General features: G+C 65.8%; 11 protein-coding genes. 1 reads left to right on the forward strand and 10 read right to left on the reverse strand.

Features of this window, described 5'->3' with window-relative positions; genetic code table 11:
* Positions 1 to 59: 59 nt before the first annotated feature.
* Positions 60 to 461 (reverse strand): MarR family winged helix-turn-helix transcriptional regulator, encoded by a 402-nt coding sequence (locus J2X37_RS04775; protein WP_404979595.1) that lies wholly within the window; start codon positions 459 to 461, stop codon positions 60 to 62.
* A gap of 522 nt (positions 462 to 983) precedes the next feature.
* Here J2X37_RS04775 and J2X37_RS04780 point away from each other — a divergent pair.
* Entirely contained in the window at positions 984 to 4,037 is a 3,054-nt protein-coding gene (locus tag J2X37_RS04780) for a TonB-dependent receptor (protein WP_310018388.1), read from the forward strand.
* A gap of 124 nt (positions 4,038 to 4,161) precedes the next feature.
* Here J2X37_RS04780 and J2X37_RS04785 read toward each other — a convergent pair whose 3' ends face one another.
* From J2X37_RS04785 to J2X37_RS04825, 9 genes are all read right to left on the reverse strand, one after another.
* On the reverse strand, positions 4,162 to 5,691 hold the full coding sequence (locus J2X37_RS04785; protein WP_310018390.1) for a tryptophan 7-halogenase: 1,530 nt from the start codon (positions 5,689 to 5,691) through the stop codon (positions 4,162 to 4,164).
* A 67-nt stretch (positions 5,692 to 5,758) separates the two neighbouring features.
* Positions 5,759 to 8,338, reverse strand: a complete 2,580-nt coding sequence (gene clpB / locus J2X37_RS04790) for an ATP-dependent chaperone ClpB (RefSeq protein ID WP_310018392.1) — start codon at positions 8,336 to 8,338, stop codon at positions 5,759 to 5,761.
* Between the two features lie 208 nt (positions 8,339 to 8,546).
* The gene (gatB, locus tag J2X37_RS04795) at positions 8,547 to 10,037 is read right to left on the reverse strand and encodes an Asp-tRNA(Asn)/Glu-tRNA(Gln) amidotransferase subunit GatB (protein ID WP_310018394.1); all 1,491 of its coding nucleotides are present in this window, start codon (positions 10,035 to 10,037) and stop codon (positions 8,547 to 8,549) included.
* Positions 10,034 to 10,273 carry a hypothetical protein gene (locus tag J2X37_RS04800; RefSeq protein ID WP_310018396.1) on the reverse strand — a complete coding sequence of 80 codons (240 nt, stop codon included), beginning with the start codon at positions 10,271 to 10,273 and terminating at the stop codon, positions 10,034 to 10,036. Before J2X37_RS04800 ends, gatB begins: the two co-directional genes overlap by 4 nt.
* On the reverse strand, positions 10,270 to 11,754 hold the full coding sequence (gene gatA, locus J2X37_RS04805; RefSeq protein ID WP_310018398.1) for an Asp-tRNA(Asn)/Glu-tRNA(Gln) amidotransferase subunit GatA: 1,485 nt from the start codon (positions 11,752 to 11,754) through the stop codon (positions 10,270 to 10,272). The genes J2X37_RS04800 and gatA overlap by 4 nt, the downstream gene beginning before the upstream one ends.
* Positions 11,754 to 12,056: an Asp-tRNA(Asn)/Glu-tRNA(Gln) amidotransferase subunit GatC gene (gene gatC / locus J2X37_RS04810; RefSeq protein WP_310018400.1), complete on the reverse strand. Its 303-nt coding sequence runs from the start codon at positions 12,054 to 12,056 to the stop codon at positions 11,754 to 11,756. The genes gatA and gatC overlap by 1 nt, the downstream gene beginning before the upstream one ends.
* Positions 12,057 to 12,218: 162 nt before the next feature.
* Positions 12,219 to 12,764 carry an FKBP-type peptidyl-prolyl cis-trans isomerase gene (locus J2X37_RS04815; protein WP_310018401.1) on the reverse strand — a complete coding sequence of 182 codons (546 nt, stop codon included), beginning with the start codon at positions 12,762 to 12,764 and terminating at the stop codon, positions 12,219 to 12,221.
* Positions 12,765 to 12,929: 165 nt separating this feature from the next.
* Positions 12,930 to 13,136, reverse strand: coding sequence for a 30S ribosomal protein S21 (gene rpsU, locus J2X37_RS04820; RefSeq protein WP_310018403.1), 207 nt, complete (start codon positions 13,134 to 13,136; stop codon positions 12,930 to 12,932).
* A 14-nt stretch (positions 13,137 to 13,150) separates the two neighbouring features.
* Complete coding sequence (locus J2X37_RS04825; protein WP_310018405.1) at positions 13,151 to 13,318, reverse strand: hypothetical protein; 168 nt, start codon at positions 13,316 to 13,318, stop codon at positions 13,151 to 13,153.
* Between the last annotated feature and the right edge of the window lie 26 nt (positions 13,319 to 13,344).

Below are 13,344 nucleotides of genomic sequence, written 5' to 3' on the forward strand. Positions count from 1 at the left end.
CTTTCTTCATGCAACGCCGACGGAAGGACAGGTCGGTGCGACCGTCCGGGGCGAGCCGATCAGTTGGTGTCGGTGGCGCGCACTTGCGCGAAGAGCTTGTCGAGGATCCGGCGCAGGTTGCGCTGCTCCGCCGCGGTCAGGCATTCGAGCAGTCGTGCCTCCAGGCTGAGCGCCAGGGGCATGATCTGGCCGTGCATCTCGCGGCCCGATTCGGTGAGTTCGAGCAGGTGGGAGCGTCCGTCACTGTCGTTCGGGCTGCGCTCGACCAGTCCGCGATCGGCCAGCACCTTGCACGCACGGTTGACCGCGACCTTGTCCATGAACGTCGCGCCAACCAGTTGCCGCTGCGTCAGCGCACCCACGTCGCCGAGCACGGCCATGACGCGCCATTCGGGCACGTTGACGCCGAATCGCGTCCGGTAATCGGCCGCAATGCGGTTGCTGACCGCATTCGAGGTCACCGAAAGGCGATATGGCAGGAAATCCGCAAGGCGAGGTTTCACGGGCGACATGAAGGGGGTTGATACGCAAATGTGCGCTGTCCGCCAATATAAAGTAACATCTGGAATGGAATGTTGTTTGAAAGTCACATTTCGTTTCATCCGCGCCGGTCACATCGGTAACCACCCTCGATTCACGTAACCGGGGAAACCGGTTTGCCAGCCCGCCGGTGATGACCAACGCACTCACCGTTGCATAAATCGCTGACAATCATTGCTATTTGCCGCGCGGACCGCGTGCCTGCCGGGGATTCGCGTGTCACGAATTTGCCGCGACCGACGTGCCATGATGGCCGATTGCGAGATGTGATCGATCGGCAACACTCGCAACCAATTCTTCTCAATTGAGACTATCTGGTTTTGCATTGTTCCATCCGATGGGGGATGCCTCGGCCAATTCCCCGCGCCTATCGCGACGCGCCGGGAAGCCACCCGGCGTTCGGGAAAAGCGCCGGGCCCAGAAATGCAAAGGGACTGCATCACATGACACTCACCACCATTCGCAAGCGTGCGCTTGAGGCGAGCTCCGCCCTCAACGCGCTCGCCCTGGTCGGCATCGGCGCTGCGGCGTCGGTCGCTCTTCCGACCGTGGCTGCCGCACAGGACGTGACTGCGGGCTCGCTGTCGGGCACCGTCACCGACGAAAGCGGCGCACCGGTCGCCGGCGCCACGATCACCGTCGATTCGCAGGATCGCGGCTTCACGCGCACGACCACGACCAACGCGTCGGGCCAGTTCAGCCTTTCGCAGCTGCCGATCGGCAACTACGCGGTCACCATCAGCGCGCCGGGCGTGCAGACGACCAAGAACGAGAACGTCGCGGTTGCCCTGGGTGGTTCGAACTACACCTTCCCCGTTGCCGCGGTCTCGACGACTGAAGGCGACGTGATCGTCGTCACCGGCCGCGCGGTCCGCACGGTCGACTTCTCGGGCACCGCCACCGGCGCCGTCTTCGATGTCCAGAGCATCGCGGAAAACCTGCCGGTCGCGCGCAACATCGAAGCGATCCAGCTGCTGACCCCAGGTGTGACCTCGGGCGACACCGCGTTCGGCGGCGTCTCGATTGCCGGTTCGTCGGTTGCCGAGAACATCTATTACATCAACGGCATGAACATCACGAACTTCCGTACGTTCGTGGGCGGCACCACCGTGCCGTTCGAGTTCTATGACCAGGTGCAGGTCAAGACCGGCGGCTACCAGGCCGAATTCGGTCGCAACACCGGCGGCGCGGTCATCGCCCTGACCCGCTCGGGCGGCAACGAATTCCACGGCGGTTTCAACGCCAGCTACATCCCGGATTCGATGCGCGAGACTTCGCCGAACACCTACTCGCAGGCGAACGAGCTCGACAAGCGCACCCAGGCCGAAGGCAACATCTGGCTGTCGGGTCCGATCCTGAAGGACCGCCTGTTCTTCTTCGGCTTCTACAACCCGCGCCACTTCACGCAGTCCGACACGGCGCGCGTCGAGGATCAGAACGAAGACGGCGAACTGCTCGGCACCTACACCAACACCACGCTGACCGAGCGCAAGCTCAACGATCCGTTCTACGGCGGCAAGCTCGACCTGAACCTGTTCGACGGCCACCGCGTTGAAGCCACCTACTTCAACGACAGCCAGGACGAGACCGTCAAGCAGACCGTTCTCGACACGGGCGAGGTCACGAACACCACCAACTTCGCCGGTGGTTCGAACATGATCTTCAAGTACACCGGTGCCTTCACCGACTGGCTGACCCTGTCGGCCCTGTACGGCAAGTCGAAGTTCGACCAGACCTCGGCGGGCGACGCGGACTCGGTTCCCTACGTCCTGGACGGTCGCAGCGGTTCGCTGGTCTACATCGCGGGCAATCCCAATGGCGTGATCGACACCGGCCGCGACAAGCGCGAGAACTACCGCTTCGACGCGGATCTCAGCTTCGACCTGCTCGGCTCGCACAACATGCGCTTCGGCTTCGACCGCGAGAACCTGACCGCCGTCAACGCGACGATCTACTCGGGCGGCACCTACTACCGCTTCTACCGTTCGGGCGCCGAAGGTGCGCTGGGCGGCCTGATCGACCCGAACACCGACTACATCCGCGTTCGCGTGCTGGATTCGGGTGGTGCGTTCAAGTCGAAGAACACCGCGTTCTACGTGCAGGACGACTGGGACGTCACCGACAAGATCAATCTGTCGCTCGGCCTGCGTAACGACACGTTCGAGAACACCGACGGCAACGGCGATACGTTCATCAAGCTGAAGAACCAGTGGCAGCCGCGTATCGGCATCAACTTCGACCCGACCGGCGAGAAGCGTGCCCGTATCTCGGCCTTCTACGGTCGCTACTACCTGCCCGTCGCGGCGAACACTAACATCCGTCTGGCCGGCGCCGAATTCTTCACCGAAGACTACTACACCCTTCCGGTGGACGGCAGCGGCAACTACAACGGCAGCCTGAGCGATCCCACGCTGGGAACCATCGTTCGTGAAACCGTGCTGAGCGACGGTTCGGTGGCCCCGGCTTCGACGCTGGTGTCCAAGAACCTCAGCCCGCAGTACCTGGACGAGTTCATCTTCGGCGGCGAATACAACGTCTCGCCGCTGGTCAAGCTCTCCGCCAACTTCACGTACCGCACCCTCGGCGCGGTCCTTGAAGACGTCGACTTCGACGGTTCGGGCGCCTACGAGTCCATCGTCGAGAACTACTGCGACACGCAGTCGCTCTCGTGGTGTGCGCCGGGCGTGACGCCCACGGTCGGCAGCGGCGGCTACGTCCTCCTCAACCCGGGCAAGGACCTGATCGTCGACGCTTCGGACGACGCCGGCAACCTGCACGAGCTGGTCATCCCGAACTCGTTCATCGGCCTGCCCAAGGCGAAGCGTAAGTACTACGCGGCCGAGTTCAAGTTCGACCGTGCCAACGACGGCATCTGGGGCATGAGCGCCTCGTACGTCTGGGCGCGTTCGAAGGGTAACTACGAAGGCGGCGTGAAGTCGGACAACGGTCAGGACGATACCGGCCTGACGCAGGACTTCGACGAACTCGGCTGGATGGACGGTGCCTACGGCTATCTGCCGAACCACCGCACCCACACGTTCAAGGTCTACGGCAACGTGACCCCGTTCGAGAACTTCAACCTCGGCTTCAACGCGATCGTCCAGTCGCCGCGCAAGTTCGGTTGCCAGGGCTCGTACCCGGTCGGCGACGGTCGTGCGACCGACGTCCTCGCCTCGTCGTGGTACTGTAACGCGCAGATCGCCGCCGGTAACATCGACGGCACGCTCGACCAGCCGGTTGGCCGTGGCAGCGTGTTCGACAGCGACTGGAACAAGCGGATCGACCTTCGCTTCGCCTACACCGTTCCGTTCCCGTCGACCGACGGCGGCGTGACGCTGAGCATGGACGTGTTCAACGTGTTCAACTTCAAGAGCAAGCTGGACTACAACGAGTTCGGCGATCTCGACGACGTCAACACGATCAACCCCTACTACCAGCGCGTCACGTCGTATCAGACGGGTCGCTACTTCCGCTTCGGCATTTCGGGCAGCTTCTAAGACTGTCCGCCAGCCAGGCAAAAAAGAGGGGGCGGTGCGCAAGCACCGCCCCTTTTTTCGTGCCGGTCGGCGCAAGGCCGACGATCGATGCCAAGCCAAGGGGGGCCTCGCCCCCACCGGCCCCTCAGCGGCGGAAGGAATCGAGCAGTTCGCGGTGCCCCGGCAGCGATGCGACCGCGCGGTCGTGCGTGTCGATGATCGTGCGTTTCAGCTTCGCCCACTCGCCCGCGTCGTACTTGCGCTCGGGATGAAGCTGCCCGCCCTTGTAGAACCCCTTGCCGAACAGCGCGGCGAGATAGGTGTTCTGATCGAAGTAGTTGGTCGGCTGCACGTCCGCCTGCACCGGCAGGGTATGGCGCCACGCTTCCAGGTTCGCGGCCAGCCGGTCGGGCAGGACCGGCTCGGTCCGCTGCGCCCGCCAGTACGCGGTGTCGTCGCGGTTCGACAGGCGGTAGTGCAGCGCGATGTATTCGACCACCTCGTCGTAGAGGGCGGCTGTGCGCTGGTTGTACCGATCGGCCAGTGCCGCCGGGAAACTGCTGTCCGGGAAATAGTTCATCAGCCACTTGAGCGAGGTCTCGACCGTGTAGATCGCGCTCGCCTCCAACGGCTCGACGAAGCCCGAACTCAGCCCCATCGCGATGCAGTTGCCAACCCAGTTGCGCTGCGCCCGGCCCACCCGCATCGGAATGATCCGCATGCGTTCCGCCAGCGCGGGATCGCCCAGGTGCGCCGCGAACTCGCGCCGCGCCGCGTCATCGTCGATGAAGCGGCTGGAATAGACGTAGCCGTTGCCGGTGCGGTGGTAGAGCGGCACGCGAAAGGCCCAGCCGTGGCCCAGCGCGGTGGCGCGCGTCGCCGGTTCGATCTCCCCGATCTCGGGCCAGTCGAGCTGGATCACCGCGGCCCGGTCGTTGAGCAGGGTCTGCGAATAGTCGACATGGCCGATGCCCAGCGCCTTGTTGAGGATGACACCGGAAAAGCCCGTCGCGTCGATGACCATCTCGACCGGATGGGCCCCGCGCCCGGCCAGTTGCAGGCTGTCGACGAAGCCGTCGTCGCGCAGCGTCACGTCCACCACGTCGTCGCTGACGTGCACCGCCCCGCGATGCAGCGCGACCGTCTTCAGCAGCGCGGCATAGCGGCTGGCATCCGTGTGATAGGCATAGCGCAGCACCGCTTCGAAGTCCGCCTGCCCGATCTGGCGCGGCCCCTTGGCCTGCTCGATCGCCGCACGGCAGGGCGAGATCGTCGCCGCGTAGTCCGGCGCTTCTCCGAAAGGCTTGCCGGCCAGTTCGAACCGCTCGAACTCGTTGCCCGCCGTCAGATAGCCGACAAAGGGATTGACCCAACTCGTCGGCTCGCCGCGAGAGCCGACGTCCCAGTTGAGGAAATAGCCCGCCAGCTTGAAGGTGGCGTCGGTCTCGATCATGAACAGCCGCTCGGGAATGCCGAGCGATTTCAGCGTCTCCGGCGCTGCGGGCGACAGCGATTCGCCCACCCCGATGATCGGGATGTTCGGCGATTCGATGACCGTGACCGACATCTCGCCCGCGGCAAGGTTGGTCTGGAAGCGGGTGGCGAGAAATGCGGCGGCCAGCCAGCCGGTCGTGCCGCCGCCGACGATGGTGATGCTTTTGACGGGAGAGGTCATGGCCCATGCCTCTCCCATCGCCATGATGGTGTCAATCGGCGCCGGTCGATCCGCGGCGCCCTGCCTGTCACCCCACCGCGAAGACCAACCCGCCGTCCCCGTCGGCGATGTGAACGGTGCTGCCGTCGGGGATCTCGCCGCCGAGCAGTCTTTCGGCGAGCGGGTCCTGCAGGTAGCGCTGCACCGCACGCTTGAGCGGCCGCGCGCCATAGACCGGATCGTAGCCGACCCGGCCCAGCCACGTCTTCGCCCCGTCGGTCAGGTCGAGCACGATCTTGCGGTCCTTGAGCAGTTTCTGCACGCGGCCGACCTGGATTTCGACGATCGGCGCCATGTGTTCGGCGCCGAGCCGGTGGAACAGGATGATCTCGTCCAAGCGGTTGAGGAACTCGGGCCGGAAATGCGCGCGCACGACCTCCATCACCTGCGGCTCGACATCCTCGACCTTCTGCCCATCGTCGAGATTGGCGAGATACTGGCTGCCCAGGTTGCTGGTCAGGATGATCAGCGTGTTCGAGAAATCGACCACCCGGCCCTGCCCGTCGGTCAGGCGACCGTCGTCGAGCACCTGCAACAGCACGTTGAACACGTCCTGGTGCGCCTTCTCGACCTCGTCGAACAGCACGACTTGGTAGGGCCTGCGCCGCACCGCTTCGGTCAGCACGCCGCCTTCCTCGTAACCGACATAGCCCGGAGGCGCGCCGATCAGGCGGGCGACAGCGTGCTTTTCCATGAACTCGCTCATGTCGATGCGCACCATCGCGCTGTCGTCGTCGAACAGGAATTCGGCGAGCGCCTTGGTCAGTTCGGTCTTGCCGACGCCCGTGGGGCCAAGGAACAGGAACGAGCCCAAGGGCCGGTTCGGGTCCTGCAGGCCCGCGCGCGCACGGCGCACCGCCTTCGACACGGCGACGACCGCCTGTTCCTGCCCGATGACGCGCGCGCCGATCGCCTGCTCCATCTGCAGCAGCTTCTCGCGCTCGCCCGCCATCATCCGGTCGACCGGGATGCCGGTCCACTTCGAGACCACGGCGGCGATGTCGTCCTCGGTCACTTCCTCGCGCAGCATGGCGTTCTCCGCCTGCCCCTGCGCTTCGGCGAGTTGCCTCTCGAGCTGCGGGATGCGGCCGTAGGAAAGCTCGCCCGCCTTGGCGAGGTCGCCGGCGCGCTGCGCCTGTTCCAGCTCGATGCGCGCGGCATCCAGCTCTTCCTTGATCTTGCCCTCGGCGGCGATCTTGTCGCGCTCGTTCTGCCAGCGGGTGGTCAGCTCGCTCGACTGCTGCTCGAGATTGGCGAGTTCCTCGCGCAAGTTGGCGAGCCGGTCGGCGGACGCGGTATCGGTTTCCTTGGCGAGCGCCATTTCCTCGATCTTGAGCTGGATGATCCGGCGGTCGAGGTTCTCGATCTCCTCGGGCTTGCTCTCAACTTCCATGCGGATGCGCGATGCCGCCTCGTCCATCAGGTCGATGGCCTTGTCGGGCAGGAAACGGTCCGAGATGTAGCGGTTCGAAAGCTGCGCCGCCGCGACGATCGCGCCGTCGGTGATGCGCACGCCGTGGTGCAGCTCGTACTTTTCCTTGAGGCCACGCAGGATCGAGATCGTGTCCTCGACCGTCGGCTCACCCACGAACACCGGCTGGAACCGCCGCTGCAGCGCGGGGTCCTTCTCGACGTACTTCTGGTATTCGTCGAGCGTGGTCGCTCCGATGCAATGCAGTTCGCCGCGAGCGAGCGCGGGCTTGAGCAGGTTGCCCGCATCCATTGCGCCTTCGGACTTTCCCGCGCCGATCAGGGTGTGCATCTCGTCGATGAACAGGATGATCTGGCCTTCGGCACCCTTCACCTCGTCGAGCACGGCCTTCAGCCGCTCCTCGAACTCGCCGCGATACTTCGCGCCCGCGATCAGGCTGCCCATGTCGAGCGCCATGAGCGTGCGGTCCTTGAGACTGTCGGGCACGTCGCCGTTGGCGATGCGCAGGGCCAGCCCTTCGGCGATGGCGGTCTTGCCGACGCCGGGCTCGCCGATAAGCACGGGATTGTTCTTGGTGCGCCGGGCAAGGATCTGGACGGTGCGGCGGATCTCCTCGTCGCGGCCGATCACCGGGTCGAGCTTGCCTTCGCGCGCCGCGGCGGTCAGGTCGCGGGCGTACTTCTGCATCGCCTCGTAGCTTTCCTCGGCGCTGGCGCTGTCGGCCCGGCGACCGCCGCGAAGGTCAGAAATAGCCGCCTCCAGCGCTTGCGGCGTCAGGTTCGCGGCCTTCAGCGCCTGCCCTGCCGTCGTGGTGGTGGCGAGAGTGAGGGCGAGCAGCATCCGCTCGACCGTGACATAGGCGTCGCCCGACTTGGTGGCGAGCTGTTCGGCCTGGTCGAGCACGCGCACCGCATCGTTGTCGAGGCCGGGCGTCTGTTGCGCCCCGCCGCCCGAAACGGCAGGCACCTTGGCCAGCGCCTTGTCCACCTCGGCCTGCGCGAAGGCGGGGTTGCCGCCCGAGCGGGTGATGAGGCCCGAGGCCATGCCCTCGCCATCCTCGAGCAGGGCCTTCAGGATGTGATCGGGCCCGATGCGCTGGTGGTTCATGCGGATGGCGACGGTCTGCGCCGCCTGCAGGAAGCCCTTCGCCCGGTCGGTGAACTTTTCGAGATTCATGTGGTCGCTCTCCTGAATGCCGACCTCAGATAGTGTTGCAATTCTGCAACACAAGGCCCCGTCTCGTCGGACACGAGATTTTCTCTGACGATGCCGATTTCAAGAGGCGCGCACTTTGCGCTGGCGCAAATAACCGCGCGGCCGGCGAGTAAGGAAAAAGGGCGCCGGAACCGCTCCCGACGCCCTTTCCCGCATTCGTTGCGAAGGATCAGCCCAGCTTTGCCTTCAGGATCTCGTTCACCACTGCCGGATTGCCCTGCCCCTTCATGGCCTTCATCGTCTGGCCGACGAAGAAGCCGAACAGCTTGTCCTTGCCGCCCCGGTATTCGGCGACCTTGTCGGCGTTGGCGGCAAGCACTTCGTCGATCACCGCCTCGATCGCGCCGGTGTCGCTGTTCTGCTTGAGCCCCTCGGTCTCGGCGATTTCATCGGGCGCGCGGCCGGTCTTCAGGACGATCTCGTAGATCTCCTTCGCCTGCCCGCCCGAAACCGTCCCGCCCGCCAGCAGCGCGAGGATCGCGGCGTTGGCCTCGGTCGTGTCGTTCGCCTCGTCCGCGCCTTCGGCGGCGTTGCGCACGCCCGGCGCGACCGAAAGCACCCAGTTGGCGACCTGCGTCGCGACATCGGCCTCGCCCTTGCCCAGCTTTGCCGCGGTCGCCGCCAGCAGCGCCTCGAACCGCTGGTACACCTCGACGTCGGCGGTCAGCTGCCCGGCGTTGTAGGCGCTCAATCCCAGGCCGTTCTCGTAGCGGTGCCGCTTCGCATCGGGCAGTTCGGGCAAGCTCGCCCGGCAATCCTCGAGAAACGCGTCGTCGAGCTCCAGCGGCAGCAGGTCGGGATCGGGGAAGTAGCGATAGTCGTGCGCGTCTTCCTTCGAACGCATCGTGCGCGTCGTGCCGGTGTCGGGATCGAACAGGCGGGTTTCCTGATCGACCGTGCCGCCGCTCTCGATCACGTCTACCTGGCGGTTCGCCTCGTACTCGATCACCTGCATCACGAAGCGGACCGAGTTGACGTTCTTCGTCTCGGTGCGGGTGCCGAATGCGTCGCCCGGCTTGCGGACCGACACGTTGACGTCGGCGCGCATGGACCCTTCCTCCATGTTGCCGTCGCACGAACCGACATACCGCAGGATCGAGCGCAGCTTGCGGACATAGGCGCCCGCCTCCGCCGGGCTGCGCATGTCGGGCTTCGAGACGATCTCCATCAGCGCGACGCCGCTGCGGTTCAGGTCGACGTAGCTCATCGTCGGGTGCTGGTCGTGCATCAGCTTGCCCGCGTCCTGTTCGACGTGGATCCGCTCGATGCCGATGCGCTTGGTGTTTTCGGGGTCCTTATCGTCCAGCGCGATGTCGAGATGCCCCTCGCCCACCAGCGGGTGGTAGAGCTGGCTGATCTGGTAGCCCTGCGGCAGGTCGGCGTAGAAGTAGTTCTTGCGGTCGAACCGGCTCCACTTGTTGATCTGCGCGTCGATCGCCATGCCGGTGCGCACCGCCTGGCGGATGCATTCCCGGTTCGGCACCGGCAGCATGCCCGGCATCGCCGCGTCGACGAGGCTGACCTGCGTGTTCGGCTCCGCCCCGAACGCGGTCGCCGCGCCGGAAAACAGCTTCGCGTTGGAGGTGACCTGGGCGTGGACCTCAAGGCCGATGACGACCTCCCATTCGCCGGTGGCACCCTGGATGCGGTATTCGGTCATTCTTCGTTCCAGTTCAAAGCGGCCGCCTGCTTGATGGCGGCGAACTGCCGGTCGAGGATCGGCTGCAGCTTGGCGAACAACTCTTCGGGCAGATGCTCCAGCGTCTGGGTCACCCCCTCGAGCGAGCCGTCGATGTCGTCGGGCGAGGCGAGCCCGGCGTTGGCGATCATGCGGATCGACTGCAGCGAGGCGTGCAGCGACGCCATCGCCAGAGTGTATTCCGCCGAAACCTTCACCACCAGCGCTCGGGCTTCGCGGTGAAGGCGGCGCGCTGCTCGATCGCGAGCCCGGCGTTGAGCACGCCCTGTTCGTCGAACGGGCGCCCGATGATCTGCAGGCCGAGCGGCAGGCCCTGGCTGTTGAGCCCCGCCGGCACGCTCATCGCCGGCAGGCCCGCCAGGCTGGCCGGCACGGCGAAGACGTCGTTCAAATACATCGACAGTGGATCGCTGGTCTTCTCGCCCAGCGCGAAGGCGGCGCTCGGCGCAGTGGGCGCGAGGATCACGTCGCACTGCGTGAACGCCTGCTCGAAATCGCGGGCGATGAGCGCGCGGACCTTCTGCGCCTGGCTGTAGTAGGCATCGTAGAAGCCCGCCGACAGGACATAGGTGCCGATCATGATGCGGCGCTTCACTTCGGCGCCGAAGCCCTCGGCCCGGGTCGCGGCATACATGTCCTGCAGGCCGGCGCCGTCTGGCAGGTCGCGCAGGCCGTAGCGCACGCCGTCATAGCGGGCGAGGTTCGACGACGCCTCCGCCGGGGCGATGATGTAGTAGACCGGCAGCGCGTACCGGGAGTGCGGCAGCGAGATGTCGACGATTTCCGCCCCCGCGTCCTTCAGCCAGGCGATGCCGTCTTCCCACGACCTGACGATTTCCGGATCCATCCCGTCCATCCGGTATTCGCGGGGAATTCCGACCTTCTTTCCGGAAAGGTCGGCGTTCAGACCTTCCTCCCACGCCGGGACGGGCAGGTCGAGCGAGGTCGAATCCTTGGGGTCGAAACCGGCCATCGCCTCCAGCATGATCGCGCAGTCGGTGACGTCGCGCGCCATCGGCCCCGCCTGGTCGAGGCTGGAGGCAAAGGCCACCACGCCCCAGCGCGAGCAGCGGCCATACGTAGGCTTGATGCCCGAAATGCCGGTAAAGGCGGCAGGCTGGCGTATCGAGCCGCCGGTGTCGGTGCCGGTCGCCGCGGGGCACAGCCGCGCCGCGATCGCCGCCGACGAACCGCCCGAGGACCCGCCGGGGGCAAGCGCGGCATTGTCGCCGTTCGCGCGCTTCCACGGGCTGATGACGTTGCCGAAATAGCTCGTCTCGTTCGACGAACCCATCGCGAACTGGTCGAGGTTCAGCTTGCCCAGCATGCCCGCGCCCGCGTCCCACAGCTTCTGCGACACGGTCGATTCGTACTGCGGCATGAAACCTTCGAGCATGTGGCTGGCGGCGGTGGTCTGGACGCCGCTGGTGGCGAACAGGTCCTTCATGCCGATCGGCACGCCGCCCATCCTGCCCAGCGGCTCGCCCCTGGCGCGCTTCGCATCGACGGCCTTTGCCGCTTCGATCGCATGATCGGGCGTGACGACGATGAAGGCGTTGAGCGCGCTTGCCGCCGCGACGTTGGCGTTGAACGCGTCCGCCACTTCCACCGCGGTGAAGTCGCCGTCGGCGACGCCCTTGCGGATCGCGGCGACGGTCAGGTCGGTCAGGTCGGTCATTATTCGATCACCTTGGGCACGCCGAAGAAGCCGTGTTCGGGCGCGGGGGCGTTGGCCAGCACCTTGTCACGCACGTTGCCGCCGGTCAGCGGATCGGCATCGACGATATCGTCGCGCAGGCGCAGGGTATTGGGGATGACCGCGGTCATCGGCTCAACCCCGGCGCAATCGACCTCGCCCAGTTGCTCGACCCAGTCGAGTATCTGGTTCAGTTCGGGGACCATCGCCTCCACCTCCGCGTCGGTGACGCGGATGCGGGCGAGCGAAGCGATCTTGGCGACCGTGGCTTTATCGACAGACATGGCGCGCGGGTTAGCTTCACCGCGCGCCCTTGCCAAGCGGGAGAGTGGAGGAAATGCGCCCGGACCTGGACAAAGTAGGCCCCGGACAAAGCAGGCCCCCGACAAAGTAGGCCCCGGACAAGGCACGCCCCGCGCCAAAGAGGCCGGGGCGGGCCGGTCGGCTTACTGGCCTGCAGGACCCTCTGGCATTGCACCTTGCGGAGCGCCCTGGGGCGCGCCCTGCAGCTGGCTCGGGTCGATGCCCATCTGCTGCATCTGGCGCTGCATCGCCTCGATCTCGGCCTGGCTGCGGAAGTCGATCAGGTCGACCGTGAAGTAGAGATCGCTGTTGGCGGGAATCGCGCCCTGCGCCTGCGCACCGTAGCCGAGCGCGGCGGGGATGAAGATCTCGTAGCGGCCGCCCTTCTGCATCTGCACCAGCGCCTGGCTGAAGCCGGGGACGACGCCGTTCACCGGAAACGGCACCCGCTCGCCCGAATCGAAGACGGTGCCGTCGGCCAGCCGGCCTTCGTAGTTGACGAGGACGATGTCGGTTTCGCCCGGCATCGCGCCGGTGCCGGCGGTGACCGTCTCGACCGAAACGCCCTTGTAGCTGGTGGCCCAGGCCGCGCCGGCGGCGAAGAGGATGGCGACGATGACGCCCAGCCACAGCTTGCCGAGAATGCCCTTGCCGACCGGCTGCAGGGGAACGCGGGTGACTTCGGTCATGATCGTCCTCTTCGATTCGCTGCGCCGGGCCCATCGGCCGGGCGCAAGGGTCTTTCCGTCAGGCCAGCAAAAAGGGCGCCCGACAGTGTCAGGCGCCCCTTTGGCTCATGCGGGCGGGCGCGGCAAGTAAGTTTGCGCGTCGCCTGACCCTATGATCAGCGGGTCTTAGCGCGAACCGTCGCGTTCCATCCGCTTGCGCTCCAGCTTGCGGGCGCGGCGGACGGCGGCGGCCTTTTCGCGGGCGCGCTTCTCGCTCGGCTTCTCGAAGTGGCGGCGCAGCTTCATTTCGCGATAGACACCTTCCCGCTGCAGCTTCTTCTTGAGAGCGCGGAGGGCCTGGTCGACGTTGTTATCGCGAACGATGATCTGCATAAAAAGCTTCTACCTCAGTTTTCCGTGGCGACGGCGGCGGCATCGATGACGGTCGCCACAACCGGTCGTAAATTGCAAACGGGCCGAATCCCGCACGGAATCGACCAGATCGGCGGCGCGGCTACCAGCAGGCGCGCCGAAAAGCAAGCGCCCAAAGCCGGAGCCAGGGCGGCTCGGGCCATCGCGAGCGACGCCGATCCGCGCTCCA

The organism is Croceicoccus sp. BE223 (genome assembly GCF_031457155.1).
GTDB lineage: Bacteria > Pseudomonadota > Alphaproteobacteria > Sphingomonadales > Sphingomonadaceae > Croceicoccus.

Bases quoted from the DNA above. Each gene is read 5' to 3' on its own strand.
- J2X37_RS04815 (WP_310018401.1), bottom strand. From the start codon at position 12,764: ATGACCGAAGTCACCCGCGTTCCCCTGCAGCCGGTCGGCAAGGGCATT.
- gatA (WP_310018398.1), bottom strand. From the start codon at position 11,754: ATGACCGACCTGACCGACCTGACCGTCGCCGCGATCCGCAAGGGCGTC.
- J2X37_RS04780 (WP_310018388.1), top strand. From the start codon at position 984: ATGACACTCACCACCATTCGCAAGCGTGCGCTTGAGGCGAGCTCCGCC.
- J2X37_RS04785 (WP_310018390.1), bottom strand. From the start codon at position 5,691: ATGACCTCTCCCGTCAAAAGCATCACCATCGTCGGCGGCGGCACGACC.
- J2X37_RS04825 (WP_310018405.1), bottom strand. From the start codon at position 13,318: ATGGCCCGAGCCGCCCTGGCTCCGGCTTTGGGCGCTTGCTTTTCGGCG.
- clpB (WP_310018392.1), bottom strand. From the start codon at position 8,338: ATGAATCTCGAAAAGTTCACCGACCGGGCGAAGGGCTTCCTGCAGGCG.
- gatC (WP_310018400.1), bottom strand. From the start codon at position 12,056: ATGTCTGTCGATAAAGCCACGGTCGCCAAGATCGCTTCGCTCGCCCGC.
- rpsU (WP_310018403.1), bottom strand. From the start codon at position 13,136: ATGCAGATCATCGTTCGCGATAACAACGTCGACCAGGCCCTCCGCGCT.
- gatB (WP_310018394.1), bottom strand. From the start codon at position 10,037: ATGACCGAATACCGCATCCAGGGTGCCACCGGCGAATGGGAGGTCGTC.